This is a genomic window from Streptosporangium nondiastaticum (assembly GCF_003011965.1).
Taxonomy (GTDB): Bacteria; Actinomycetota; Actinomycetes; order Streptomycetales; family Streptomycetaceae; genus Streptomyces; species Streptomyces nondiastaticus.
In genome coordinates this window covers 21,884-47,196 of sequence record NZ_PXWG01000047.1, presented here as the reverse complement: position 1 = coordinate 47,196, position 25,313 = coordinate 21,884, and the positions used below count along the sequence as shown (strand labels likewise).

Here is a 25,313-nt window from a genome sequence, read left to right as displayed (position 1 = left end):
AGCGCGGCGGCGCCCGGGCCGCGGCGCGCCATCAGCTCGCCGGCCACGGACAGGGCCACCCGCTGCGCGGCGTCCATGACCGCCCAGCGGCGCGGCGGGATGCGCAGCCCCTCCGGCGGCGCCGCCGGCACCTCCAGGGGCGACCCCTGGTCGGTGTAGCTGTGGGTGAGGCTGAGCTTGCCCGGCTCGTAGTAGAGCTCGCGGTCGAGGAGGGACTCCGGCAGCGGCCCGATGCGGTCCTCGCCGGTGAGCATGGCGGCCCAGAACGCCTCGGCGTCGGGCGCGTTGCCGAAGCGCCCGCCGTAGCCCACGACGGCGATGGGCTCCGGGGCGACGGAGGCCCGCGCGGTACGCGGACGCTCCGCGGCCGGCGCGGCGGCGTCCGGGTCGTGCTCCTCCAGGACGAGGTGGCAGAGCGTGCCGGTCAGCGACGCACCGCTGACCGCGGCCCGGCGCGGCCCGGCACCCGCCTCCTGGTGCCACTTCCGCGGTTCCGGCAGCGTACGGAACGGAGGGCCGGGCTCGGGCGCCGCCGGGAGCCCGCCCGGCAGGCGCCGGTGGTACAGGGCCAGCGCCGCCTTGGTGACGCTCGCCAGGCCCGCGTTGGCGAAGGTGTGCCCGAGCCGGTCGCGCACGCTGCCCACGACCACGGAGCCGGGACCGTCCCCCGCGTACACCGCCTTCAGCGCGTCGAGTTCGGCGCGCGTCTCGTGCGCCACGCCGGTGCCGCCGCACTCCACGTAGCCGACGGACGACGGCTGCGCGCCGCACGCGTCCAGCGCGGCACGGGCCGTCACGGCGCGCCGCTCCACGGACGTGGAGTAGCGGAACACTCCCGGGCGCCCCTCGTGGTGCACCGCGCAGCCGCGGACGGTCGCGTAGACGCGGTCCCCGTCGCGGACGGCGGACGACAGCCGCTTGAGCAGGAGGGCGCCCACGCCCTCGCCGAGCACGAAGCCGCCGCCGTCCGCGGCGAACGGCCGCGTCCGGTCGGCGACGAGACCCTTCGCCGCGAGCGCCGCCCGCAGGAACGGGCCCTCCTCACGCTGGCCCGCGACCACCAGAACGGCCTCCGACAGGCCGCCGCGCAGGTTGTCCAGGGCGTGGGCGAGCGCGAGGAACGACGTCGCGTCGGCCGACTCCAGGGCCAGGGTGCGGCCCCGCAGCTTGAAGGCGCTCGCGATCCGGGCCGGAATGGTGCTGGCCATCTCCCCGACCCGGTCGTGCGGGGACGCCCCGAGGCGCCGCACCAGGGCGGTGCGCAGCTCGTCGGCGGCCTGCGCGGCCGTACGGGCCGAGCCGCCGAACTCCGGCGCGGTCAACGCCCGTTCCAGCTCGCGGGCGTACCGGCTGCCCTCGACGCGCAGGGCGTTGGCGTACTGCCGGTCGAGGCCCGCGCACACCCCGGCCACCACGTCCGTCCGCTCGGCCTGCAGCGCCCGGTCGCCGGCCTTCGCGTCCTCCAGGCACTCCCGGGCCGCCTCCAGCATCAGTAGCTGCATGCGCGTCAGCGCGCCGGCCTGAGCGGGCGGAATGCCGAACTGCGCGACGTCGACCTCGACGTCCGCGAGCGACGGAGCCGCCGCCCCGGGCGGCGGCGGTGGTTCGGTCAGGTGCCTCCAGAAGGCGTCGGCTCCCCGTACGCCCGGGTGGAGCGCCGCGATGCCGACGATCGCGACGGGCTCGGCAAGGGGTGCGTCGGACTGACTGCGCATGTCGGAACGGCTCCAGGTGTCTCGGTCGGCCGGAGGCGGCGGACGGACGAAGGATGGGCTGCGGGCCCGCCGGCCGGCGCCTTCGCGGGTCCCGCCGTTGCGGCGGAAGATCGTGCCCGCCGCAACGGCGAGGACCACGAGGCCGGGGTCCGGCGGAATGCCCGGGTAGCGGGACTCACACGCCGCTGGTGACCCGCCCGCCGGGCGCCAGGGCGCCCGGCTGGGCCAGCCCCGGGTCCTGGGCCAGGATCTCGGCGTGCCGGCGCTGCAGCCCGGCACCCGGCTGGATGCCCAGCTGTTCGTCCAGCCGCTTCCGGGTGAGCCGGAAGCGCTCCAGCGCCTCGCTCTGCCGCCCCGACCGGTACAGCGCGAGCATCAGCAGCTCGCAGAACCGCTCGTGCAGCGGGTGCTGCGCGACGAGCTGCTGCAGTTCGGCGATCACCTGGGTGTTGTGGCCGAGCACCAGGCGGGCGCTCACCAGGTCCTCCCAGGCGGTCAGCCGGCGCTCCTCGAAGAGGGTCGCGGCGCTCGCGCACCGCAGCCCCTCCCCGGCGTCGAACAGTGCCGGGCCGCGCCACAGGCGCAGACCGGTCTCCAGCAACCTCGCCGCCCGCTCGGGGTCGGTGGTCAGCGCGGCTCCGCCGCGGGAGGCGAGATCGAGAAATCTGTTGGCGTCGACGCATTCCGCCGCCACGTCCAGCAGGTAGCCGTTCGGGACGGCCCGCAGGACGGTCGTGCGGTGCATCGGAGTGTGTGCCTCGAGTACCTTGCGCACCCTGGTCGCCTGCGCCTGCAGGGCGTTGCGGGGATTGCCGAGGGGCGAACCGCACCACAGCTCGTCGACGAGCTCCATGTGCGATACCGCCCGCCCCGCCCGGAGGGCGAGGGTCGCGAGCATGGACCGGACCTTGCTGGCCCGAATGTCGCTGCTCCTCTCCGCAGCGCTGACGCGCACCGGACCGAGTATTTCAATTTGCACGAAATTCCCCCACACAGCGGTTTCCGCCGGAGATCAGAACAGAAGCCGGTACCGGCTTTTCCCCCTTTCGGCGCCCAATCCTCGCAACGCGGAACAACTGGCGTCATCCATCCCCCGGCCCCTTTCCGCCCTCAACGGATGGCGGAGCCGGGCGGTGGCCCCGTACGTTCATTGAGGCGCGTGCCCGCCCGGCTCAACGCGGCGTCAACGCCCGGAGGACGGGGCCCGGTCGCCCCGGTCGGCAGCACGGCGTAGGTGCGGCGTCCGTTTTCTTCAGCCCGGCTTCAGGAAGAGCGGACGCCGTTCCCGGGGGCTCCGCCCGGCGCCGAGCCCGGCGTCACCAGGCCCGCCTCGTACGCGGCGATGACCAGCTGCACGCGGTCGCGGGCGCACAACTTGCCCATGATGCGGCTGACATGGGTCTTGGCGGTCAGGGGGCTGAGCCCCAGCACATCGCCCACCTCGGCGTTGTTCAGGCCCCGGGCCACCAGGGTCAGCACCTGGCGTTCGCGCACGGACAGCACCGCCAGGCCGCCCGTGACGAAGCTCGCCGGGATGTCCGCCCGCGGCGCCCGCAGCACCCGGGCGATCAGCCGCGAGGTCGGCCCGGGCGACAGCAGCGCCTCCCCGGCGGCGATGGTCCTGATCGCCTCCAGGAGCGCCGCCGGCCGGGTGTCCTTCACGAGGAATCCGGAGGCGCCCGCCCGCAGCGCGTCGATGACGTACTCGTCGGTGTCGTACGTCGTCAGGACGAGCACTTTCACGCCTGCCATGTCCTCGTCGGCGGCGATGCGCTGGGTCGCCTCGATGCCGTCCAGGTCCGGCATCCGGATGTCCATCACCACCAGGTCGGCGCGGGCGCTGCGGGCCAGCTCGACGGCCTGCCGGCCCGTGCCCGCCTCGCCCACGACCTCCATGTCCGGGGCCGTGTCGACCAGCATGGCGAAGGCGGAGCGGACGAGCCGCTGGTCGTCGGCGAGCAGGACCCGGATCGGCTGCTGCTGCGTGCTCATCGGCGCACCCTCCCCCCGGGGGAGCACGGTGCCGCCGGAGTCGGTGCTGCTGTCATCGGCCATCCTTCGGGGTGGGACCCGGCCCCGCGGGGCGGAGGCGGGTCGTTTCACTGACGGGTGCACGCGCCGGTGCGCGGGGGTTCACGTGAAGACGGCCCCGTCCACGGGGGCGGCCGGCAGGACGGCGGTGACCGCGAACCCGGCGCCGCCCGGCCGCGGGCCGGCCTGCAGCCCGCCGCCGACGCTGCGGGCGCGCTCGCGCATGCCGACGATGCCGTAACCGCCGGTGCCGTTCGGCTCGTTCCCCGGCACGGCGGCCCGCACCGGCGCCTCCGCGCCGCCGTCGTCGAGTACGGTGACCCGCAGGGCGCCGTCGCCCTCGCCGCGCGCCACCGTCACCCAGACGCGGACCGCGGGCCCGCCGTGGCGGACCGCGTTGGTGAGCGCCTCCTGCACGATACGGTACGCGGCGGCCCCGACCGCCGGGGCCAGGACGGCCGTTGCCGCCGGCTGCGCGGCGGTGCCGTCGTGCTCCGTGGCCGCGTCCACCGGCCCCAGGAGCACCTTCAGGCTCACCCGTGCGCCCGCCGCCTCCGCGGCCCGCGCCAGGTCGGGCAGCCCGTCGAGCCCCGGCAGCGGCCCGTACGCCGCCGAATCGTTCCCGCGGAGCACTTCCAGCGTCGCGCGCAGCTCCGCGCGGGCGTCCCGGCACGTGTCGGCGATGCCGTCCAGCGCCTTGGCGAGCGCCGTGCGGTCGAGCCGGTCGGGGTCGGCGACCAGGACGTGGGCCGCGACCGCGGTCTGCACGCCGATCAACGTGATGCTGTGGGCCAGCAGGTCGTGCAGGTCGCGCGCGATGTGCACGCGCTCCTCCGCGACCCTGCGCGCCGCCTCCCGCTCCCGCGTGCGCTCGGCGCGCTCCGCACGCTCCACGATCGCCCCGACGTAGTTGCGGTGCAGGCGCACCGCCTCCCCGATCAGGACGACGTCGGCGATCCAGCCCGCGCTCACCAGCGTCGGCAGGATCTCGTGGCCCTTGCCCAGGGCCAGCATCACGGCCGTCGCGACGCCGTAGATGCCGCCCAGAGTGAGGAAGCTGCGCCGCGGCGGCCCCACCACGGCGAGCGTGCACAGCGCCACCAGACCCGCGGGCAGCACCGCCGCCCGCGGGTAACCCAGCAGGTAGAACGGACCGTTCATGCAGGCCACCGCGAGCACCGTGAGCCACGGCGCCCGGCGCCGCGCTGTCAGCGACAGCGCGGCGCCGGCGAGGAGGGCCCAGCCCGGGAGGTCCAGCGACCGCCGCGAGGTGACGACGAACAGCACGCTCTGCACGACGAGCACGGTCAGCGCTATGCCGAGGTCCTGCAGCAGGGCGCTGCGTCGTGCGATCGCGTGCCGCGGCAGCAGCAGTCGTGCGATCAGGGGGGCAACCGGGTCCCGGGACGGCATCACGTTTCCATGGAACCCCGGGAGAGCTTCCCGGGCCACCACATCCACCTCTTCAGCAACAGGCTTGCGGAGGTGACCAGATAGGTGCGGACCAGGAAGGTGTCCAGCAGCACGCCGACCGCGATGATGAAGCCCATCTCGACCAGCGCCACCAGCGGCAGCGTCGCCAGCACGGCGAACGTGGCCGCCAGCACGACGCCCGCCGAGGTGATGACCCCGCCCGTCGTGCGCAGCGCGGTGAGCGCCGCCTCCTCCGGCCCCGCCCCCTTCAGCCGCTCCTCACGCGCCCGGTGCATCAGGAAGATGCCGTAGTCCACGCCGAGCGCGATCAGGAACACGAACGTCAGCAGCGGCAGGCTCGGATCGAGTCCCTTGTAACCGAGCAGCGGGCCGAAGACCAGGCCGCTGAGCCCCATCGCCGCGCCCCACGAGGCGATCACGGCGAGCACGAGCACCGCCGCCGCCACCAGGCTGCGCAACAGGGCGACCAGCACGATCATCACCGCGACCAGCACCAGCGGGATCACCTTGCGCCGGTCGTCGGCGTTCGTGGTGTCGAGGTCCATCTGCTGGGCCGTCGGGCCGCCGACGATCGCCTGCGCGCCCTTGATGTCGTGCACCGCGTCCCGCAGCGCGCCGATGGTCTTCTTCTCACCGGCCGACTCGGGCTTCGCCACGGAGAACACCTGCAGTTCGGTGCGCTCCTCGCCGCTGCGGCCCGGCTGCACCGTGGCCACGCCCTTCGTGGCCTTGACGGCCTTCTCCACCTCGCCCGCCTGCGGGGTACGCGTCACCACCGTGATCGGCAGGCTGCTGGCATCGGGGAACGCGGCCGCGACCGTGCGCATCGCGGCGACCGAGTCGGGCTTCTTGAGGAACGCGTCCTCCTGCTTCAGCGTGCCCGGCAGCTTCAGCGCGCCGAACGACAGGGCGACGAGCGCCCCGACACCGCACAGCAGCACCAGGGCCGGGCGGCGGGACGCGGAGTTGCCCATCGCCGCGAACAGCGAACGCCGCTGCACGGCCTCGGTCCCGTACACCGGCACGATCGGCCAGAACACGCGGCGGCCCAGCAGGACCAGCACCGCGGGCAGCAGCGTCATCATGGACGCCAGCGCGCAGAAGACGCCCACCGCGCCGACCGGCCCGAGGCCGCTGCTGCTGTTGAGGTCCGCCGCCATCAGGCACATCAGGCCCGCCACGACCGTGCCGGACGAGGCGAGGACGGCCGGGCCGCAGCCGCGGATCGCGGACCTCATCGCGTCGAAGGGCTGCTCGACGTGGCGCAGCTCCTCGCGGTAGCGGGCCACCAGCAGCAGGGCGTAGTCGGTGCCCGCGCCGAAGATGAGCACCGTCATCACGGACGTGCTCATCGTCGTCACCGTCAGGTCGAACGCCTTGATCAGCCCGTAGACGCCGGCCATCGCGGCCGAGGCCGCCACGCCCACCACCGCCAGGGGCACCAGCCACAGGAACGGACTGCGGTAGATGAGGATCAGCAGGACCGCCACGACGCCCGCGGTGCCCAGCAGCAGCACGCCGTCGATGGACTGGAAGACCTCGTTCTGGTCGGACATCAGGGCGACCTGCCCGCCGAGCTCGGCCTTCAGGCCCTCAGGCTTGTCCTCCTTGACGATGTCCCGGATGCCGTCGACCGCCTTGCCCTGCGCGGAGGCGTCCGGCAGGCCGCTCACCGACAGCGCGGTCATCGACGTGGCGCCGTCCTTGGACACGACGGTGGGCGGCTTGTCGCCGCCGCGCAGCTCGTAGCGGCCCGCGATCTGCTTCAGGTGCTCCTGCGCCGCCTTCGTGTCCGCCGGCTTCAGCCCTCCGTCGCGGTGGTACACCAGCAGCGCGTCGGAGGTGTTGCCGCCCGGCAGCTTCTGCAGCAGGTGCTCGACCCGGGTGGACTCGGCGCTGGCCGGCAGATAGTCGACGGGACGGTCCCGTGCGGCGCCGCTGAGCTTTCCGGCGAAGGGCGCCGTGACCGCAAGGATCACGATCCAGAAGGCGATCACCGCCCACGGGAGGGCGCGCCGCCTCGCTTTGCCTTCGCGGGCCGGTCGCTCCCGGCCCTCCTTCTGCTGCGTGTCCGCCGCCGGGGCCATGTGCTCGCCGCCTCCTCTGAGCCGGAGTTCGCTGACCTTTCCAGGGTTCCGGCGCGAAGCGCCCGGTGCGTCGGCCCGCAGACCGAAGCGGAAGCTAATCCGCCGGGTGCAACGGGGTGGTTGCTACTCCCGCGGGAGTAACCACCGGCGGGTGCCGGCTCCCGGCGGCTTGCCCGTACGCCCGCCCGTACGTCTCAGGTATCCCGTACTCCGCTGGTAGGAGACGCAGGTCCGTCCCCCGGGACGACGACGGATCCGGCGCGACCGGGCATCGTGGAGGGCATGAGTGCGCTCCTCCTGCCGGTCCTCCTCTGCCTGGTGTCGGCAGTGGCCTACGCGGGCGCGGCCATCGTGCAGGAGCGGGTCGCCGCCACGACGGCGGACGGGCCCGGCGCCCGCGGCCCGTTGCGGCGGCCCGGCTGGTGGGGCGCGGTCGCCCTGACCGGGCTCGGCGCGGGGCTGCACGTCGTGGCGCTCGCGTACGGGCCGCTGAGCCTCGTCCAGCCCCTCGGCGCGCTCACGATCGTCTTCGCGCTGCCCATGGCGGCCCTGTTCGCCCGCAGACCCGTCGGCTCCGCCGGCTGGCGCGGCGCCCTCCTCGCGACCGGCGGCCTCGCCGGGATCCTTACCCTCACCGGGCCGCCGCGCGCCGAAACCCTCGACGCCGCGCAGCGGCCCCTCCTCGCGGCCGCGGTGCTCACCGGCGCCGCGGTCCTGGCGCTCGGCGCGCGGCGGGCGCGGCGGGCCGTCGTCAGGGGGGTGGTGCTGGCCGCGGCCGCCGGCGCCGCGTTCGGCATGGGCTCCGTCTTCACCAAGGCCGCCGCGGAGGACTGGACCTCGCACGAGACGGGCTCCCTCGTCCCCACGCTCCTCGCCACCGCCGTCCTCGCCTCGGCGGGCATGCTCCTGTCCCAGGCGTCCTACCGCGGCGCGGGCCTGGCCGCGCCGCTCGCCACGGTGACGATCGTGAACCCCGTGGTCGCCGCGGCCGTCGGCACGGCAGTGCTCGGCGAAACCTTTCGCTACGGGGCGGCGGGCGGCGTCCTCGCCGTGCTGGCCGGCGGGTTCGCCACGGCGGGCGTGGTGACCCTGAGCCGCGTCGCCCCGGGCGGGGCCGCCACGATCACGGTGTGCAGCCGCACGACGGTGCCGCGGGCGCGGCACTGCGTTCCGCAGGTGGGGGCGCGTAAGTAGGGTGCGGGGCACGTACGGGAGACGGCCGGCCCGGCACCGCCGGGCTGCGCCGCGGTGGTTGATCGCCGTCGCGGCGGACGATTGCTGCCGGCGTTTGCCGGGGCGGCCTCGGCGGGGGCCGGTGTCCGCGCTCGGCCGGTCTCTTCCGCTCCGAAGGAGGGCTCCGGCAGCCCGTATCCGGTTCCGGGCCGGGAAGTTCCTTCCGCCGCAGCGGCGATTAGTTGGTATGGCGCATTCCGGCGGTGCCGGACGGGCCGGCTGCGGGTGCTTGTCGGCCCGGCACCGCCGAATCCGCTGCGGCGGAAGATGGGGCCGGAGCCGCCGCATTCGGCTTCGCCGGGAAGTTCCCTCCGCCGCAGCGGCGATCAGTTGGTACGGCGCATTCCGGCGGTGCCGGACGGGCCGGCTGCGGGTGCCTGCCCGCCGGGCACCGCCGGCCCGCGCCGCGGTTGCTGATCGCCGTCGCGGCGGAGGGAAGCGGAGGCGGTCGTGCGGCCCCGCACATCCACGGGCGCCCTCCGCGAGGAGGTATGGCTACCGCGGGCGAACCGCGACACGATGGGGCCCGTCGCCCGGCCGACCCCCACCGGAGGTGCCCCGTGGAGTTCGACGTCGTCGTGGAGATCCCGCAAGGCAGCCGCAACAAATACGAGATGGACCACCGCCGCGGCCGCATCCGGCTGGACCGGCTGCTGTTCACCTCGACCCGTTACCCCGCCGACTACGGCTACATCGAGCGGACCCTCGGCGCGGACGGCGAGCCCCTCGACGCCCTCGTCCTCGCCGGCGAGCCGACGTTCCCGGGCGTCGTGATCCGCTGCCGGGCGGTCGGGATGTTCCGGATGCGCGACGAGCAGGGAGAGGACGACAAGGTGCTGTGCGTGCCCGCGGGCGACCCCCGCCACGAGCACGTCAGGGACCTGCGGCACCTTCCCCGGTTCGACCGGCTGGAGATCCAGCACTTCTTCGAGGTGTACAAGGAGCTCGAACCCGGCAAGTCCGTGGACGAGGGCGCCCGCTGGGCCGACCGTGCCGCCGCGGAGGCGGAGATCGCCGCGTCGTACGAGCGGGCGGCTGCGGACCGCTCATAGGGGGATGCGGTAGAAGAGGGGCATGCGCCGCACCATCCCGCCCCTCGCGGCCGTGGCCGCCGCCTACGCCGTGCTGCAACTGTGCTACGCCGTCGCGCACATGGACCTCGGCTGGGACGAGAGCGTCTACCTCTCCCAGGTCGACCCGGGCAGCCCGGCGGCGTACTTCAGCGCCCCGCGCTCGCGCGGCATCAGCTTCCTCGCGGCACCGGTCGTGGCACTCACCCCGTCCACGACGGCCCTGCGCGTGACGATGGCGCTGCTGTCGTCGGCGGCCCTGTACGGGGCGTTCGCGGTCTGGCGCCCCCTGCTCGGCAGGGGGCGCACGGCGCTCGCGGCGGCCCTGTTCGCCGGACTGTGGATCACGGTCCTCAGCGGGCCCGAGGTGATGCCGAACCTCTGGATCGCCCTCGCGGCGGTCGCCGCGACCGGATTCTTCGTCCGGGCCCGCGACGGCGCCGGCGGCCGTACGCTCGCCGGCCTCGCCGCCGCCCTGGCCGCTGCCGCTCTCCTCCGCGCCCCGGACGCCGTCTGGCTCGCCCTGCCGCTGCTCGTGACCTGCGCGACCGTACGCGCCTGGCGCCGCCCCCGCGTCGCCGCGGCCGTCCTCGGCGGCCTCGCGGCGGGCGGCGCGCAGTGGGCCGTGGAGGCGTACGTCCGCTTCGGCGGCATCGCGCAGCGGCTCGCGGACTCCAGCGACACCGAGGGCGGCATGGGCGCGCACTTGGGCGCGGGCCTGACCGCCGCCCGCCGCAGCCTCAACGGCCCCCAGCTGTGCCGCCCTTGCCGCATCGCGGCCCCGTCCGTGACGCATTCGCTGTGGTGGCTGCTGCTCCCCGTCCTGGTGGCGGCGGCCTGCACCCTGGCCCTGCGGGGGCACGCGCGGGACGGGAGAGGCACCCGGGCCGTCGTCCTGCTGCCCGTCGCCTGCGCGCTCTCCCTCGCCGCCCCGTACCTGCTCCTGCTCGACTACTCCGCACCCCGCTTCCTGCTCCCCGCCTACGCCCTGCTCGCCCTGCCCGTGGCGGACCTCGCGGCCCGCGCGCCGGCCGCCTGCCGCGCCGGGCCGCGGCGGTGGGCGGTGGCCGCGGTGCTGTGCGCGGTCCTCGCCGCCCACCTCTCGGTGCAGCTGAAGGAGCTGCGCGTCAACACCGCCGACGCCCGGGACACCGCCGTCCGCTACCGGCGCGCGGCCGAGGGCCTGCGGCGCCTCGGCCTGTCCGCCCCGTGCACGGTCACGGGCCCCCGGGCGCAGCCCGTCGCCTACGCGGCGGGCTGCGCCTCGGCCCAGACCATGGGCAACAACCGCTCGACGACGGACGCCGCCCTGGCCCGCACCGCACGGCGCATGCCCATGGCCGTCCTCTACGACCCGGCCGACCCCTACCTCCCGCCGTACGCCCGCACCTGGCGCCCCCACGAACTCCCCGGGACCGACTGGATCGCGTACGTGCCCTGACGGACACCACGGCTACGTCGCCTGACACCCCTCCGCCGGCGTCAGGCGTCCCGCAGCAGCGCCGCCAGATCGCCCTCCACGTCCAGGTGCCCGCCCTCGCTGCCGGCGGGCACCAGCGCGTAGGAGCGGGCGAGGAAGCGCCGCAGCTCGGACGTGTCGATCTGCACCATGGCCACGCCTTCCACGGCGTGGAACTCCAGCACCGTGCGGTCCGGCCCGCACGGCCACACGTGGACGTCACCGCCCCCGGTCGGCGCGATCAGGCCGCAGGCGAGCGTCTCGCGGGCGAAGACCCATTCCACGTCGGCCCCGTCGAGGGAGGCCGCGGCGGGGAAGCCGATGTGCACGGCGAAGGGATCGGAGGGTTCGTAGCGCAACTGCGCGGGGACGGCGCGGTCCTGCGGGGCCGACGCAATGAGCCGTGCCTGGACAGCCTGGTCGATGACAGTGGACAACGCGTGCTCCCTCGCGATCGCTGTGACGTGGTGCGGTTCGTTGCGGTGACGTGCGGTTCGTTGCGGTTCCTTGCGGTTTCTTGCCGTGGTGCGGGGCCGTGCGGTGGTGGCTCTCCTGCCGGCCGGCCCCGGGAGGGGCCGCCCACCGGAGAGACGCCGTCAGGAGAGACGGCGGTTCGATCGCTGCAGTGCACATGATTCGAGCGTGAGCTGCGTCACGCTCCTTGGATTGGAAAAGACAACTGCCGCATCAGCCGTCAAATCCTTGCCCGTTGGCCGCTCCGCTCACCGTTGCACCGGCAGAACCGCCAGTACCTCCCAGCCGCCGTCCGGGACGGGCCCCGCCGTCAGCGACCCGCCGATCGCGTCCGCCCGCTCCGTCAGCCCGACCAGACCCAGCCCGCCGGTGTCCTCCGGCGCGCACTGCACCGGCTGCCCCGCGGCCCCGTCGTCGCGCACCGAGACGAACAGGCTCCGCTCCGCCTCGCGCAGCGTCACGCGCACGGCCGACGCCGCCGGGCTGTGCTTGGCCACGTTGGCCAGCCCCTCGGCGACGATCCGGTGCACGGAGGCGGCCAGCTCCGGGGGCAGCCCGGCGCCGAAACCGGGGTCGACGTGCAGGTCGACCCGGACGGGGCCCCGCCCCGTGCGGCGGAAGTCGTCGACCAGCTCGCGCACCCCGTCCAGCCCGGGCAGGGGCGCGCGGTGGGCCGCGTCCTGGTGCAGGACGCGCAGCAGCCGCCGGGCCGAGGTCAGGGCCTCGTCGCCGGCCGCCTGGATGTCCCGCAGGGAGGCGGCCACCCGCTCGTCCTCGGCGACGGTGCCGGTGGCCTTGGCCAGCAGGGTCATCGCGGCGACGTGGTGCGCGACGAAGTCCTGCAGCTCGCCGGCGAGCTCCAGCCGCTCCGCGTCGCGCGCGGCGGCCACAGCCCGGGCGCGCTCGGCGTCCCGGTAGCGCAGGCACAGTCCGGCCGAGGTCACCCCGGCGACGACGAGGGCGTAGACGACGACGGCCGTGCCCGGCGCGTCCGTGTCCCGCACCGGGGCCACCAGGACCCCGGCGGCCAGGGCGACGCCCGCCGGCACGGCGGCCCGCACCGGCGCCCGCCACGCCACCAGGGCGAGCAGGACGAGCAGCGCGGCGCTCTCCGTCAGCCCCCAGACGGGCAGGTGCAGGCCCGCGGCCATCAGGTATCCGGTCGCCGCCCAGGACACGCCCACCGCCGCCGCGGCCCGCAGGGCGAGCGGCGCCCAGGGCAGCACGCACATGACGACCAGCAGCCCGGCCGCCCACACCACGAGGTGGGCGTGGTGGGCGCCGGACTGCCCCGGGTAGCCGGCGCCCCGGGACAGCAGCCGGCCCTCCAGCAGCCACAGCCCGCACAGCCCTGCCAGCAGCCAGCCGTGGCGGCGGCGCCGGCTCAGGGGCACGCTTCCGGCGGGGGTGAACGGCATGGGTGTCGGCGTCGTCGGCGTCATGCGCTGCACGCTAGGCGCGGGAGGGGGAGTGGCGGATCGCCCGTACAGCCATTCCGGCCCGGCCGAAAGGATGAACGTTGGACGGTGTCGCCCGGCGGCGCCGGACTCCACCGCAGCCGGTGACCCCCCGCCCCGCAGCTGCTACCTTGCGCCGCCATGAGACGGACACTGACGACGTTACGCACCCTCGCCGCCGCGCTGTGCGGCACCGCACTCGTACTCACGGGCACCGCGGCCACCCCCGCCCAAGCCGCCGGCAAGGCTCTCACCCCCGCATGGGAGCTCCGGGACAGCGGCAGCGACGCCCGTTTCCGGGGCCTCGCGGCCGTCAGCCGGACCACCGCGTGGGCCGCGGGCACGAAGGGCACCGTCCTGCTCACCCGCGACCGCGGCCATAGCTGGCGAAACGTCTCGCCGCCCGGCGCCGGCACGCTGGAGTTCCGCGACGTGGAGGCGTTCGACGCGCGGCGCGCCGTCGTCCTGGCCATCGGCGAGGGCGAGGCCTCCCGGGTCTTCCGCACCGACGACGGCGGCACCACCTGGACGGAGACCTTCCGCAACGCTGATCCGAAGGCGTTCTACGACTGCCTGGCCTTCTTCGACGCGCGCCACGGCATCGCGCTCGGCGACCCCGTGGACGGCAGGTTCCGCGTCCTCGCGACCGGCGACGGCGGCCGCAGCTGGCGTGTCCTGCCCGCGTCCGGCATGCCGGAGGCGCTGCCCGGCGAGGCGGCGTTCGCGGCGAGCGGCCAGTGCGTGGTGACCGCCCGCGGGCGGTCCGGCGGCCGCGACGCCTGGATCGCCACCGGAGGCGCCGCCTCCTCCCGCGTCCTGCACTCCGCGGACCGCGGCCGCACCTGGACCGTGACCGGAGCGCCCGTACCGGCCGGCGACCCCGCGCGCGGCGTCTTCGGCCTGGCCTTCCGCGACCGGGCGCACGGCCTGGCCGTCGGCGGCGACTACCGCGCCGGGCAGCCCTCCGAGCGGGCCGCGGCCGTCAGCGGTGACGGCGGCGCGACCTGGAGCGCGTCCGCCCGTCCGCCGGGCGCCTACCGCTCCGGCGTCGCCTGGCTGCCCCGCGGCCGCACCACGGCGCTCGCCGTCGGGCCCACGGGCAGCGACGTCACCACGGACGGCGGCCGCACCTGGCGCGCCTTCGACACCGGCTCGTACGACACCGTGGACTGCGCTCCGGACGGCGGCTGCTGGGCCGCGGGGGAGAAGGGCCGCCTCGCCCGGCTCACCGCACGGTCAGGAAGGTGAGCGCGGTCAGGACGGCAGTTCCTGCCGGTAGACCTCCAGGGCGGGGGCCGTCTTCGTCGGGATGAACTCGGTGATGGTGTACTCGCACACGCCCGCCACGGTGAACGGGTCGCTCTGCGTGATCTCCTCGATCTTCGTCCGGTCGTCCCCGAGGGCGAGGATGATGCCCCCGTCGCGCGGCACCTTGCGCCCGGAGGCGATGAAGACCCCGGACGCGTAGTGCGCGTCCAGCCAGGCGACGTGCTCGGGGAGGGCGGCGTCGATGCGCTCGATCGGCGCGATGTAGGTCAGCTCCAGTACGAACATGATCGCTAGCCTACGGGCCGGGTACGGTGGCCGCACAATGAGCGCAGCAGAACAGACAGAACCCGTGGGCGTACCTCCCGGCTGGCCCACGACCGAGGCGGAAGCGGCTGCCCTTCAGGACGAGTTGCGGGGCCGCGTCGTCCTCGGCGAGCCCGGGCCGCCGCCCGGCGAGCCCCTCGTGGCCGTGGGCGTCGACGTCGCCTACGACGACGAGCGGGACGTCGTCGTGGCCGCCGCCGTCGCCCTGGACACCGCGACCCTGCGGGTCGTCGGGGAGGCGACCGCGACCGGCCGGGTCGCCTTCCCGTACGTCCCCGGGCTGCTCGCCTTCCGCGAGATCCCCACCGTGCTGGCCGCCCTGGACCGCCTCGGCGTCACCCCGGGCCTGGTCGTCTGCGACGGCTACGGGCTCGCCCACCCCCGCCGCTTCGGCCTCGCCAGCCACCTCGGCGTCCTCACGGGCCTGCCCACGATCGGCGTCGCCAAGAACCCCTTCACCTTCCGCTACGACGCCCCCGGCCCCCTCCGGGGCGACACCTCGCCCCTCCTCGACGGCGACGAGGAAGTGGGCCGCGCCGTGCGCACCCGGGCCGGTGTCAAACCGGTGTTCGTGTCGGTCGGCCACCGCACGAGCCTCGGCAACGCCATCGCCCACACCCTCGCCCTGGCCCCCGCCTACCGCCTCCCGGAGACGACGCGGGCCGCGGACGCCCTGTGCCGCCGCGCGCTGCAGGGGCTGGTGGCGGACTGAAGGAGCGGGCGCGCGCCCCGCCCTGACGGCGGAGCGCCCCCACGGCGGCGCACCGCGCCGACATACTGGGCTCGCTCCCACCGAAGGCTCGGCGCACCCGCATCGCGCCGGAAAGGCGGTCGCCATGGGTCTGCCCGTTCCCCTGTCCGGTGTCGTCCTGCCGCTCTGCACGCCCCTGACCCCGTCCGGCGAGGTCGACACCCGCTCGCTGGCCTCCCTCGTGGAGCACGTGCTCGCGGCCGGTGCGCACGGCGTGTTCGTGCTCGGCTCCAGCGGGGAGACCGCCTGCCTGAGCGACGCGCAGCGCCGCACCGCGCTGCGGGCCGCCGTCGACGCCGTCGCCGGCCGGGTGCCCGTGCTCGCCGGGGTCATCGACATGACCACCGCCCGTGTCCTGGACCACGCGCGCGCGGCCGCCGCGCTGGGCGCGGACGCGCTCGTCGCCACCGCGCCCTTCTACGTGACCACCCATCCGGTGGAGGTCCGCGACCACTTCCGCCGCATTCGTGAGGGGGCCGGACTACCGCTCCTCGCGTACGACATCCCGCAGTCCGTCCACACCAAGCTGGACGCCGGGACGATCCTGTCCCTGGCCGAGGACGGGACCGCCGCCGGGCTCAAGGACAGCAGCGGCGACCTCGGCGCGCTGCGCCGGCTCCTCGTCGGGCTGCGCCGGCGCGGCCTGGACGGCACCTTCGCCGTCCTGACCGGATCCGAACTGGCGGTCGACGCGGCCCTGCTGGCGGGCGCTCACGGAGTCGTCCCCGGGCTGGGCAACGTCGACCCGGCCGGCTACGTACGGCTGTACGAGCACGCCCGGGCCGGCCGCTGGGCAGAGGCGGCCGCCGAACAGGACCGGCTCGCGGCCCTGTTCGCGCTGGCCGAGTCGGGCGGCCACGGCGACATGGGCCCGACCGCGTCAGCCCTGGGCGGCTTCAAGGCCGCCCTGCACCTGCTCGGCGTCATCGACTGCCCGGCGACGGCGGCGCCGCAGCGGCCCCTGCCCGGCGCGGCCGTGGACGCCGTGCGGCACCACCTCGCGGAGGCCGGGCTGCTTTGATGCCGGGCGATGTCAGACCCGCGGGCTAGCGTGTACGGACGACGAGGCGACGCAGCAGCGCGGCGCACGCGCACATGTCCGGAGGCACCCCATGGCCCTGTCCGTCCCCCTCAAGGTCCGTGCGAAGGTCAGGGAATTCGCGCTCTCGCTGCCCGGTGCCGTCGAGGAGTTCCCCTGGGAGGAGGACGCCGTCGTCAAGGTCAACAAGAAGATCTTCGTCTTCCTCGGCGCCGAGGGGAACACCGAGTCGCCCGGCATCTCGGTCAAGCTCAAGGACGAGGAGGTGCACGGCCACGCCATGGCCGTCCCCGGCGCGGCCCCCACGGCCTACGGCCTCGGCAGGCACGGCTGGGTGTCGGTCCCGCTCACCGGGGAGAGCGCCCCGGCGGACATGCTGTGCGACTGGGTGGAGGAGAGCTACCGGACCATCGCCCCGAAGCGGCTCGTCGCGGAGCTCGACGCCCGCTGAGGCGAGGGGGCGAGGTCTTGTGAAAACTGGAACCTGTTCTTAACATCGCGAGTGTTACAGCAGTTGTGTCACAGAGGTGGCGCCGCAGGGGCCGCGCCACCGGCGTCATGTCACAGGGTCGTGTCACCAACGCACAGGGGGTCCGGATGACCGGGACGGCCGGCGGTCCGCTGCAGGGCGTGCGCGTGGTCGAGCTCGCGGGCATCGGGCCGGGCCCGTTCGCCGCGATGCTGCTGGCCGACCTCGGGGCGGACGTCGTCCGCGTCGACCGGCCCGGCGGCCCGGGCCTGCACATCGCCCCCTCCCGCGACGTCACCAACCGCAACAAGCGCTCGGTGACGGCCGACCTCAAGACCGAGGACGGCCGGCGCGCGGTCCTCGACCTCGCCGCCCGGGCCGACGTGCTGATCGAGGGCTACCGCCCCGGCGTCGCCGAGCGCCTCGGCGTCGGCCCCGACGCGTGCCTCGCCCGCAACCCCCGCCTCGTGTACGGGCGGATGACCGGCTGGGGCCAGCACGGCCCCCTCGCCGACACCGCCGGCCACGACATCGCGTACATCGCCGTCACCGGCGCCCTCGGCCTGTCCGGCCCGGCCGGCGGCCCGCCCGCCTTCCCCGCCAACCTCCTCGGCGACTTCGGCGGCGGCGCCCTCTACCTCGTCGTCGGCGTCCTCGCCGCCCTCCACCACACCCGCGCGGGCGGCGCCGGGCAGGTCGTCGACGCCGCCATCGTCGACGGCACCGCGCACCTGACCGCCCTCATCCACGGCATGCTGGCGGCCGGCGCCTGGCAGGACCGCCGCGAGGCCAACTTCTTCGACGGCGGCTCCCCCTTCTACGGCACGTACGAGACGGCCGACGGCGGCCACATGGCGGTCGGCGCGCTGGAACAGCGGTTCTACGTGCAGTTCATGGAGCTCCTCGGCCTGCCGGAGACGGCCCCCGCCCGCGAGGACCCCGCCCGCTGGGGCGAGCTGCGCGCCGCCATCGCCGCCCGCTTCCGGGAGCGCACCCGCGCCGAGTGGACGGCCGTCTTCGAGGGCTCGGACGCCTGCGTCGCCCCCGTCCTGTCGCTGCGCGAGGCGCCCGCCCACCCCCACCTCGCCGCCCGCGGCACCTTCGTCGAGCACGAGGGCCTCACCCAGCCCGCCCCCGCCCCGCGCTTCTCCCAAACCCCCGGCTCCGTCCGCCGCCCGCCCGCCCGGCCCGGCGCGGACACCGCCGAGGTCGCGCGGGACTGGGACGTCCCGAGCCTCGACTCCCTCCGGAAGGGCCCGCACAGATGAAGCGCCAGATCTTCACCGCCGACCACGAAGCCTTCCGCGGGACGGTCCGCACCTTCCTCGCCAAGGAGGTCACCCCGCACTACGCCCGGTGGGAGCGCGACGGCATCGTCCCGCGCGAGGCCTGGCGGGCGGCGGGCCGCCAGGGCCTCCTCGGGCTCGCCGTGCCCGAGGAGTACGGCGGCGGGGGCACCACCGACTTCCGCTACAGCGCCGTGCTCACCGAGGAGTTCACCCGCGCCGGCGCCGCCGGTCTCGCCGTCGGGCTGCACAACGACATCATCGGGCCGTATCTGACGGGCCTCGCCACCGAGGAGCAGAAGCGCCGCTGGCTGCCCGGCTTCTGCACGGGCGAGATCATCACCGCCATAGCGATGACCGAGCCCGGCGCCGGCTCCGACCTCCAGGGCATCCGCACCGCCGCCGAGGACCGCGGCGACCACTGGCTCCTGAACGGTTCCAAGACCTTCATCTCCAACGGCATCCTCGCCGACCTCGTGGTCGTCGTGGCGCGCACGACGCCCGAGGGCGGGGCCAAGGGCCTGAGCCTGCTCGTCGTCGAGCGCGGCATGGCGGGCTTCGAGCGCGGCCGCAACCTCGACAAGATCGGGCAGAAGGCGCAGGACACCGCCGAGCTGTTCTTCCACGACGTCCGCGTGCCCAAGGAGAACCTCCTGGGCGAGCTCCACGGCGGCTTCGCCCACCTGATGACCAACCTCGCCCAGGAGCGCATGAACATCGCCGTGGCCGGCATCGCCGCCGCCGAGCACCTCCTGGAGATCACCACCGCCTACGTCAAGGAGCGCGAGGCGTTCGGCCGCCCGCTCGCCAAGCTGCAGCACATCCGCTTCGAGATCGCCGAGATGGCCACCGAATGCGCTGTGACCCGCGCGTTCCTGGACCGCTGCATCACCGACCACGCGGCCGGCACGCTCGACGCCGTGCACGCCTCCATGGCCAAGTGGTGGGCGACGGAGCTGCAGAAGCGCGTCGCCGACCGCTGCCTGCAACTCCACGGCGGCTACGGGTACATGAGCGAGTACCCGGTCGCGAAGGCGTTCACCGACGGCCGGATCCAGACGATCTACGGCGGCACCACCGAGATCATGAAGGAGATCATCGGCCGTTCCCTGCTCTCCTGATCCGCTCCCGTCCCGCCCCCGCCCCGTCCGGTCCCACCGCCCGCCACAGCCCCCGCCTCCGAAAGGCCCACGACCTTGAGCACCGAAGCGTACGTATACGACGCGATCCGCACCCCGCGCGGCCGCGGCAAGGCCAACGGCGCCCTGCACGGCACCAAGCCCGTCGACCTCGTCGTCGGCCTCATCCACGAGCTCCGGCGCCGGCTCCCCGGCCTGGACCCGGCCGCGATCGACGACATCGTGCTCGGCGTCGTGAGCCCCCTCGGCGACCAGGGCTCCGACATCGCCCGGATCGCGGCCATCGCCGCCGGGCTGCCCGACACCGTCGCCGGCGTCCAGGAGAACCGCTTCTGTGCCTCCGGCCTGGAGGCCGTCAACCTGGCCGCCGCCAAGGTCCGCTCCGGCTGGGAGGACCTCGTCCTCGCCGGCGGCGTGGAGTCCATGTCCCGGGTGCCGATGGGCTCCGACGGCGGCGCCTGGTTCAACGACCCCATGACCAACCTCGACGTCAACTTCGTGCCCCAGGGCATCGGCGCCGACCTCATCGCCACCCTCGGCGGCTTCACCCGCGCCGACGTGGACGCCTTCGCCGCCCGCTCGCAGGAGAACGCGGCCGCCGCCTGGAAGGACGGCCGCTTCGACCGCTCCGTGGTCCCCGTGCGCGACCGCAGCGGCCTCGTCGTCCTCGACCGGGACGAGCACCCCCGCCCCGGCACCACCGTCGAGACCCTCGCCGGGCTCAAGCCCTCCTTCGCCGCGATCGGCGAGGCGGGCGGCTTCGACGCCGTGGCCCTGCAGCAGTACCACTGGGTCGAGAAGATCGATCACGTGCACCACGCCGGCAACTCCTCCGGCATCGTCGACGGCGCCTCCCTCGTCGCCATCGGCAACCGCGAGACCGGCGAGCGCTACGGCCTGACCCCCCGCGCCCGCATCGTCTCCGCGGCCGTCTCCGGCTCCGACCCCACCATCATGCTCACCGGCCCGGCCCCCGCTTCCCGCAAGGCCCTCGCCAAGGCGGGCCTGACCATCGACGACATCGACCTCATCGAGGTCAACGAGGCCTTCTCGGCCGTCGTGCTGCACTTCGCCCGCGAGATGGGCATCGGCCTCGACAAGATCAACGTCAACGGCGGCGCCATCGCCCTCGGCCACCCGCTCGGGGCCACCGGCGCCATGCTCCTCGGCACGGTCATCGACGAACTCGAGCGCAGGGACGGGAGGTACGGCCTGGTCACCCTCTGCGTGGGCGGCGGCATGGGGGTCGCGACGGTGGTGGAACGGGTGTAGGCGCGACCGGCCTTCCCTCCAGTCCCGCCCCTTCCCGTCACGCCACACACCACGGAGCCCCGGACATGACCGCATCCACCATCCGCTACGACCGCGACGCGGACGGCATCGTCACCCTCACCCTCGACGACCCCGCCCAGTCCGCCAACACCATGAACCAGGCCTTCAAGGCCTCCCTCACGGCGGTGGCCGACCGCCTGGAAGCCGAGAAGGGATCGGTCCGCGGCGTCGTCTTCACCTCCGCGAAGAAGTCCTTCTTCGCCGGGGGCGACCTGCGCGAGCTGATCGCCGCCACCCCCGCCGACGCGCAGCGCGTCTTCGAGGCGGGCATGACCATGAAGCGCGACCTGCGCCGCATCGAGACCCTCGGCGTGCCCGTCGTCGCCGCCGTCAACGGCGCGGCCCTCGGCGGCGGCTACGAGATCGCCCTCGCCTGCCACCACCGCATCGCGCTCGACACCCCCGGCACGAAGATCGGCCTCCCCGAGGTCACCCTCGGCCTGCTGCCCGGAGGCGGCGGCGTCACCCGTACGGTACGGCTCCTCGGCATCACCGACGCGCTGCTGAAGGTGCTGCTCCAGGGCACGCAGTACGACGCGCGACGCGCCCTGGAGGCCGGGCTCGTCCACGAGGTGGCCGCCGATCGCGACGAACTCCTCGCCAAGGCCCGGGCCTTCATCGACGCGCACCCCGCCTCGCAGCAACCCTGGGACGTCAAGGGCTACAAGATCCCCGGCGGCACCCCGGCCAGCCCCCGCTTCGCCGCCAACCTGCCCGCCTTCCCCGCCAGCCTGCGCAAGCAGCTCGGCGGCGCGCCCTACCCGGCCCCGCGCAACATCCTGGCCGCCGCGGTCGAGGGCTCCCAGGTCGACTTCGAGACCGCGCAGGTCATCGAGGCCCGCTACTTCACGGAGCTGGTCATCGGGCAGACCTCGAAGAACATGATCCAGGCCTTCTTCTTCGACCTCCAGGCCGTCAACTCCGGTGCGAGCCGCCCCGGCGACGCGGCCCCCCGCCAGGTGCGGAAGGTCGCCGTCCTCGGCGCCGGCATGATGGGCGCGGGCATCGCCTACACCTGCGCCCGGGCCGGCATCGAGGTCGTCCTCAAGGACGTCTCGGAGGAGGCCGCGCGCAAGGGCAAGACCTACTCCGAAGGCCTGCTGGCCAAGGCGCTCGCCAAGGGCCGCACCACGGAGGAGAAGCGGGACGCCCTGCTCGCCCGCATCACCCCGACCGGCGACGTCGCCGACCTCGCCGGGTGCGACGCCGTCATCGAAGCCGTCTTCGAGGACCCCGCGCTCAAGCAGAAGGTCTTCCAGGAGGTCCAGCAGGTCGTCGCGCCCGACGCGCTGCTGTGCTCCAACACCTCCACGCTCCCCATCACCCTCCTCGCCGAAGGCGTCGAGCGGCCCGCGGACTTCGTCGGCCTGCACTTCTTCTCGCCCGTCGACAAGATGCCGCTCGTCGAGATCATCAAGGGCGAGCGCACCGGCGACGAGGCGCTCGCCCGCGCGTTCGACCTCGTCCGGCAGATCCGCAAGACGCCCATCGTCGTCAACGACTCGCGCGGCTTCTTCACCTCGCGCGTCATCGGCCGCTTCATCAACGAGGGCGTGGCCATGGTCGGCGAGGGCGCCGAGCCCGCCTCGGTCGAGCAGGCCGCCGCGCAGGCCGGCTACCCGGCGAAGGTGCTCTCCCTCATGGACGAGCTGACCCTCACCCTGCCCCGGAAGATCCGCGAGGAGACGCGGCGCGCGGTGGAGGCGGACGGCGGGACGTGGACCCCCCACCCCGCGGACGCGGTCATCGACCGCATGGTCGAGGAGTTCGGCCGCACGGGCCGCAGCGGGGGCGCCGGCTTCTACGACTACGCCGACGGCAAGCGGGCCGGGCTGTGGCCCGGGCTGCGCGAGCACTTCACGAAGGCGGACGGGCAGATCCCCTTCGAGGACATGAAGGAGCGCATGCTGTTCTCCGAGGCGCTCGACACGGTCCGCTGCCTGGAGGAGGGCGTCCTGACGTCGGTGGCCGACGCCAACATCGGCTCCGTCCTCGGCATCGGCTTCCCCGGCTGGACGGGCGGCGCGCTGCAGTACATCAACGGCTACGAAGGCGGCCTGCGAGGCTTCGTCGCACGGGCGCGGGAACTGGCGGCGACGTACGGCGACCGGTTCGAGCCGTCGGCTCTGCTGCTGGAGAAGGCGGAACGGGGGGAACGGTTCTGACCCGGTAGACGGCTCGCCGTTGCGGCGGCAAGGGTTCCTCCGCCGCAACGGCGAGTAACCACCGTGTGCGTGTCCGGCGGTGCCGTGCCGGCCCGGGCTCGGTCCGGCACCGCCGGCAGCCGCCGTTCCGCTTGCTCGCCGTTGCGGCGGCAACAGATTTGCTGCCGGGCCGGCAGGGTCAAGCGCGCCCAGCGGCAGCGTCCCCGTACGCCGCCCGCAACTCCTCGTTCAGCGACCGCTGGAACGCGGTGACCAGCGCCTGCACCACGAGCGGCTGCATGTGGGCCGACAGGGACTTCATCGCCGCGACGTCCGGGGTCCGCGTCTCGACCTCGTCGCGGAAGAGACGCGACAGTTCCCGGGCGGCGGCGCGGGCGTGTTCCAGGAGCACCGTCCGGGCGGCGAGGATCGCCTCGGGTGCGATCGGGACGTCCAGCAGCCGGACGCCGAGGTGGAGGAGGCCCGGGTCGACCCGGAAGCCGTCGCCGGGGCCGTGCCGTTCCAGGATGTTCATCGCGGCGAGCCGGTCGACGTCCTCCTCCGTCAGGGCGCGGCCCGCCCGCCGCTCCAGCTCCTCCCGGCTGGTGTCCTCGGCCTCGTCGGGCATCCAGGAGGCCACGAGGGCGCGGTGGATGGCGAGGTCGTGGGCGCTGAGGCCTTCGGGGAGCCGGTTCAGGTAGCGCTCGATGGCGGCGAGGGTGAGGCCCTGGTGCTGGAGTTCCTCGATGAGGGCGAGCCGGGAGAGGTGGCCGGGCCCGTAGCGCCCGACGCGGCGGGGGCCGAGCTCGGGCGGCGGCAGCAGCCCGCGGCTGCTGTAGAAGCGCACGGTCCGTACGGTCACCCCGGCCCGGGCGGCCAGTTCGTCCACCGTGAGGGCCGGTTCGCCGGCACCCGGCCCCGTCCCGGTCTCCGCTTCCGCCTCCGCGGCCATGGGCGGCACCTCGCTCTCTGTTCCGCACCCGTCGGTGTGGAACAGTATTGCTGTGCCACTGCCCCTGTGAAACCGGCGGCGGCCCGCCCCGCGCCTCATGGGCACGGGGCGGGCGTGAGAGCGGTCAGTGCCGGTGGGCGCGCTCCGCTTCCTGGATCTTCTTCCAGGACTTGGGCGGGATGAGCCCGGACGTCACGGACTTCTTCGCCTTCGCGGCCCCGCCGTCCACGGCGGGAGCCGGCAGCACGGCCGGCTTCGACGGCTGGAACAGCCACGTGTCGAAGAGCGGGGCGAGCCGCTTGCCGGAGGCCTTCTCGGCGAACTTCACGAAGTCCTGCACGGACGCGTTGCCGTAACGGTTCTCCGTGGGCCACTGCTTGAGGAGCGAGAAGAAGGTCTTGTCCCCGACGGTGTTGCGCAGCGCCTGCAGGGCGACGGCTCCGCGGTTGTAGACGGCGCGGTCGAACTGCCGGTCCGCGCCCGGGTCGCCCGGCTTGACCTTCCAGAAGTCGTTCTCGGCGGGGATGCTGTTGTAGACGTACTCGGCGAGCTCCTGGGCGGTGCCCTCGCCCTCCTTCTCCGACCACAGCCACTGGGCGTAGGTGGCGAAGCCCTCGTTCACCCAGATGTCGCGCCAGTCCTTGACGGAGACGCTGTCACCGAACCACTGGTGGGCGAGCTCGTGCACGACGATCGACTGGTTGGCGCCGCTCGCGAACGACGAGGGGCTGTAGAAGGGCCGGGTCTGGGTCTCCAGGGCGTAGGAGGACTTCACGTTCGGCACGTACCCGCCGACGGCGGTGAAGGGGTACGGGCCGAAGACCGTGCTCTCCCAGTCGGTGATCTCCGCGGTGCGCTCGATGCTGGCCTTGGCCGACGACAGGTTGTCGCCGAGGTCCTTGCTATAGGCGTTGACGACGGGCAGGCCGCTCGCCGTCGTGTCCGTGGTGATGTCGAACTTGCCGACGGCGAGGGTCGTCAGATAGGTGGCCTGGGGCTTGGTGGAGCGCCAGTTGTAGCGCGTCCAGCCGAGCTTGGAGGTCTGGGAGGCGAGCACGCCGTTGCTGATGGCCTGGACGTCGTCCGGCACGGACACGGAGACGTCGTACGTGGCCTTGTCGGTGGGGTGATCGTTGCTCGGGAACCACCAGGCCGCCGACTCCGGCTCCTGGGCGACGACTCCGCCGTCGGGAGTGCGCTTCCACGCCGAGTAGCCGTTGATCTTCACTGCGGAGGGGACGCCGCTGTAGCGGACCACGACGCTGACGGGCTTGCCCTTCTCCAGCGGCGCGGCGGGCGTGATCTCCAGCTCGTGGGCGCCGGTCAGCCGGTGCGCGGCCTTCTTCCCGCTCACCAGCACCTCGCTCACGTCGAGCGTGAAGTCGAGGTTGAAGCGGGACAGCGCCTGGGTGGGGGTGGCGAGCAGGGTCGCCGTGCCCTCCAGCAGGTCCGTCTTCGGCTGGTACTTCAGCCGCAGGTCGTAGTGGGAGACGTCGTAGCCGCCGTTGCCGGCCTCGGGGTAGTACGAGTCCCCGGCCCCCGGCGCCCCGGGTGTGGCGTCCGCCGCCGAGGCCGGGACCGCGAGCAGCAGGAAGGCGGCAGCGGCCGTGCTCGGAACGATGAGTCTCTGACGCACGAGTCACTCCAA

At 74.3% G+C, this 25,313-nt stretch carries 21 protein-coding genes; 11 read left to right on the top strand and 10 right to left on the bottom strand.

Translation table 11 applies throughout. The annotated features are described in order from the left end of the window. The 5 genes from B7P34_RS18675 to B7P34_RS18655 form a co-directional block, all read right to left on the bottom strand. A partial coding sequence (locus B7P34_RS18675; protein WP_286157489.1) for a beta-ketoacyl synthase N-terminal-like domain-containing protein occupies positions 1-1,715 on the bottom strand: 1,715 nt, incomplete at its 3' end. Between the two features lie 175 nt (positions 1,716-1,890). Beyond that, positions 1,891-2,613, bottom strand: coding sequence for an AfsR/SARP family transcriptional regulator (locus B7P34_RS18670; RefSeq protein ID WP_223267985.1), 723 nt, complete (start codon positions 2,611-2,613; stop codon positions 1,891-1,893). Positions 2,614-2,978: 365 nt separating this feature from the next. After that, on the bottom strand, positions 2,979-3,707 hold the full coding sequence (locus B7P34_RS18665; protein WP_106677925.1) for a response regulator: 729 nt from the start codon (positions 3,705-3,707) through the stop codon (positions 2,979-2,981). Positions 3,708-3,848: 141 nt separating this feature from the next. Continuing rightward, complete coding sequence (locus B7P34_RS18660) at positions 3,849-5,159, bottom strand: sensor histidine kinase (RefSeq protein ID WP_106677917.1); 1,311 nt, start codon at positions 5,157-5,159, stop codon at positions 3,849-3,851. Then, positions 5,159-7,267, bottom strand: coding sequence for an MMPL family transporter (locus B7P34_RS18655; protein WP_106677916.1), 2,109 nt, complete (start codon positions 7,265-7,267; stop codon positions 5,159-5,161). The genes B7P34_RS18660 and B7P34_RS18655 overlap by 1 nt, the downstream gene beginning before the upstream one ends. Before the next feature lie 282 nt (positions 7,268-7,549). On the opposite strand from B7P34_RS18655, the gene B7P34_RS18650 reads away from it, so the two are divergent. From B7P34_RS18650 to B7P34_RS18640, 3 genes are all read left to right on the top strand, one after another. Further along, a complete protein-coding gene (locus tag B7P34_RS18650; RefSeq protein WP_146166851.1) occupies positions 7,550-8,461 on the top strand; it encodes a DMT family transporter in 912 nt (303 codons plus the stop codon). 599 nt (positions 8,462-9,060) lie between these two features. Next, positions 9,061-9,552: an inorganic diphosphatase gene (locus B7P34_RS18645; RefSeq protein ID WP_189382878.1), complete on the top strand. Its 492-nt coding sequence runs from the start codon at positions 9,061-9,063 to the stop codon at positions 9,550-9,552. 22 nt (positions 9,553-9,574) lie between these two features. After that, positions 9,575-11,011 (top strand): hypothetical protein, encoded by a 1,437-nt coding sequence (locus B7P34_RS18640; RefSeq protein WP_106677912.1) that lies wholly within the window; start codon positions 9,575-9,577, stop codon positions 11,009-11,011. 41 nt (positions 11,012-11,052) lie between these two features. On the opposite strand, the gene B7P34_RS18635 is transcribed toward B7P34_RS18640, so the two are convergent. Both B7P34_RS18635 and B7P34_RS18630 read right to left on the bottom strand, forming a co-directional pair. Further along, entirely contained in the window at positions 11,053-11,466 is a 414-nt protein-coding gene (locus B7P34_RS18635) for an SsgA family sporulation/cell division regulator (protein WP_030367709.1), read from the bottom strand. 285 nt (positions 11,467-11,751) lie between these two features. Next, positions 11,752-12,945: a sensor histidine kinase gene (locus B7P34_RS18630; RefSeq protein ID WP_106677910.1), complete on the bottom strand. Its 1,194-nt coding sequence runs from the start codon at positions 12,943-12,945 to the stop codon at positions 11,752-11,754. A gap of 156 nt (positions 12,946-13,101) precedes the next feature. Between B7P34_RS18630 and B7P34_RS18625 the strand changes: the two genes are divergently transcribed. Then, positions 13,102-14,208, top strand: coding sequence for a WD40/YVTN/BNR-like repeat-containing protein (locus tag B7P34_RS18625; protein WP_223267984.1), 1,107 nt, complete (start codon positions 13,102-13,104; stop codon positions 14,206-14,208). 6 nt (positions 14,209-14,214) lie between these two features. Here the strand turns inward: B7P34_RS18625 and B7P34_RS18620 are convergent, their stop codons facing one another. Then, a complete protein-coding gene (locus B7P34_RS18620; protein WP_106677909.1) occupies positions 14,215-14,514 on the bottom strand; it encodes a YciI family protein in 300 nt (99 codons plus the stop codon). A gap of 64 nt (positions 14,515-14,578) precedes the next feature. Between B7P34_RS18620 and B7P34_RS18615 the strand changes: the two genes are divergently transcribed. The 7 genes from B7P34_RS18615 (at position 14,579) to B7P34_RS18585 (ending at position 22,734) form a co-directional block, all read left to right on the top strand. Beyond that, positions 14,579-15,265, top strand: coding sequence for an endonuclease V (locus B7P34_RS18615; protein ID WP_223267983.1), 687 nt, complete (start codon positions 14,579-14,581; stop codon positions 15,263-15,265). 124 nt (positions 15,266-15,389) lie between these two features. Further along, positions 15,390-16,325, top strand: coding sequence for a dihydrodipicolinate synthase family protein (locus tag B7P34_RS18610; RefSeq protein ID WP_106677907.1), 936 nt, complete (start codon positions 15,390-15,392; stop codon positions 16,323-16,325). A gap of 91 nt (positions 16,326-16,416) precedes the next feature. Next, positions 16,417-16,794, top strand: a complete 378-nt coding sequence (locus B7P34_RS18605; RefSeq protein WP_106677905.1) for an MmcQ/YjbR family DNA-binding protein — start codon at positions 16,417-16,419, stop codon at positions 16,792-16,794. 146 nt (positions 16,795-16,940) lie between these two features. Beyond that, positions 16,941-18,080 carry a CaiB/BaiF CoA transferase family protein gene (locus B7P34_RS18600; RefSeq protein WP_106677904.1) on the top strand — a complete coding sequence of 380 codons (1,140 nt, stop codon included), beginning with the start codon at positions 16,941-16,943 and terminating at the stop codon, positions 18,078-18,080. Then, the gene (locus B7P34_RS18595) at positions 18,077-19,219 is read left to right on the top strand and encodes an acyl-CoA dehydrogenase family protein (protein WP_106677903.1); all 1,143 of its coding nucleotides are present in this window, start codon (positions 18,077-18,079) and stop codon (positions 19,217-19,219) included. Before B7P34_RS18600 ends, B7P34_RS18595 begins: the two co-directional genes overlap by 4 nt. Positions 19,220-19,294: 75 nt before the next feature. Continuing rightward, positions 19,295-20,509 carry an acetyl-CoA C-acetyltransferase gene (locus B7P34_RS18590; protein WP_106677901.1) on the top strand — a complete coding sequence of 405 codons (1,215 nt, stop codon included), beginning with the start codon at positions 19,295-19,297 and terminating at the stop codon, positions 20,507-20,509. 65 nt (positions 20,510-20,574) lie between these two features. Continuing rightward, on the top strand, positions 20,575-22,734 hold the full coding sequence (locus tag B7P34_RS18585) for a 3-hydroxyacyl-CoA dehydrogenase NAD-binding domain-containing protein (RefSeq protein ID WP_106677900.1): 2,160 nt from the start codon (positions 20,575-20,577) through the stop codon (positions 22,732-22,734). A 178-nt stretch (positions 22,735-22,912) separates the two neighbouring features. On the opposite strand, the gene B7P34_RS18580 is transcribed toward B7P34_RS18585, so the two are convergent. Both B7P34_RS18580 and B7P34_RS18575 read right to left on the bottom strand, forming a co-directional pair. After that, the gene (locus B7P34_RS18580) at positions 22,913-23,665 is read right to left on the bottom strand and encodes a MerR family transcriptional regulator (protein WP_106677899.1); all 753 of its coding nucleotides are present in this window, start codon (positions 23,663-23,665) and stop codon (positions 22,913-22,915) included. A gap of 124 nt (positions 23,666-23,789) precedes the next feature. Next, positions 23,790-25,301: a M1 family metallopeptidase gene (locus B7P34_RS18575; protein ID WP_106677897.1), complete on the bottom strand. Its 1,512-nt coding sequence runs from the start codon at positions 25,299-25,301 to the stop codon at positions 23,790-23,792. Between the last annotated feature and the right edge of the window lie 12 nt (positions 25,302-25,313).

Bases quoted from the DNA above. Each gene is read 5' to 3' on its own strand.
- B7P34_RS18620 (WP_106677909.1), bottom strand. From the start codon at position 14,514: ATGTTCGTACTGGAGCTGACCTACATCGCGCCGATCGAGCGCATCGAC.
- B7P34_RS18665 (WP_106677925.1), bottom strand. From the start codon at position 3,707: ATGAGCACGCAGCAGCAGCCGATCCGGGTCCTGCTCGCCGACGACCAG.
- B7P34_RS18670 (WP_223267985.1), bottom strand. From the start codon at position 2,613: ATGCTCGCGACCCTCGCCCTCCGGGCGGGGCGGGCGGTATCGCACATG.
- B7P34_RS18625 (WP_223267984.1), top strand. From the start codon at position 13,102: ATGAGACGGACACTGACGACGTTACGCACCCTCGCCGCCGCGCTGTGC.
- B7P34_RS18650 (WP_146166851.1), top strand. From the start codon at position 7,550: ATGAGTGCGCTCCTCCTGCCGGTCCTCCTCTGCCTGGTGTCGGCAGTG.
- B7P34_RS18585 (WP_106677900.1), top strand. From the start codon at position 20,575: ATGACCGCATCCACCATCCGCTACGACCGCGACGCGGACGGCATCGTC.
- B7P34_RS18610 (WP_106677907.1), top strand. From the start codon at position 15,390: ATGGGTCTGCCCGTTCCCCTGTCCGGTGTCGTCCTGCCGCTCTGCACG.
- B7P34_RS18600 (WP_106677904.1), top strand. From the start codon at position 16,941: ATGACCGGGACGGCCGGCGGTCCGCTGCAGGGCGTGCGCGTGGTCGAG.
- B7P34_RS18605 (WP_106677905.1), top strand. From the start codon at position 16,417: ATGGCCCTGTCCGTCCCCCTCAAGGTCCGTGCGAAGGTCAGGGAATTC.
- B7P34_RS18580 (WP_106677899.1), bottom strand. From the start codon at position 23,665: ATGGCCGCGGAGGCGGAAGCGGAGACCGGGACGGGGCCGGGTGCCGGC.
- B7P34_RS18640 (WP_106677912.1), top strand. From the start codon at position 9,575: ATGCGCCGCACCATCCCGCCCCTCGCGGCCGTGGCCGCCGCCTACGCC.
- B7P34_RS18630 (WP_106677910.1), bottom strand. From the start codon at position 12,945: ATGACGCCGACGACGCCGACACCCATGCCGTTCACCCCCGCCGGAAGC.
- B7P34_RS18660 (WP_106677917.1), bottom strand. From the start codon at position 5,159: ATGCCGTCCCGGGACCCGGTTGCCCCCCTGATCGCACGACTGCTGCTG.
- B7P34_RS18595 (WP_106677903.1), top strand. From the start codon at position 18,077: ATGAAGCGCCAGATCTTCACCGCCGACCACGAAGCCTTCCGCGGGACG.
- B7P34_RS18655 (WP_106677916.1), bottom strand. From the start codon at position 7,267: ATGGCCCCGGCGGCGGACACGCAGCAGAAGGAGGGCCGGGAGCGACCG.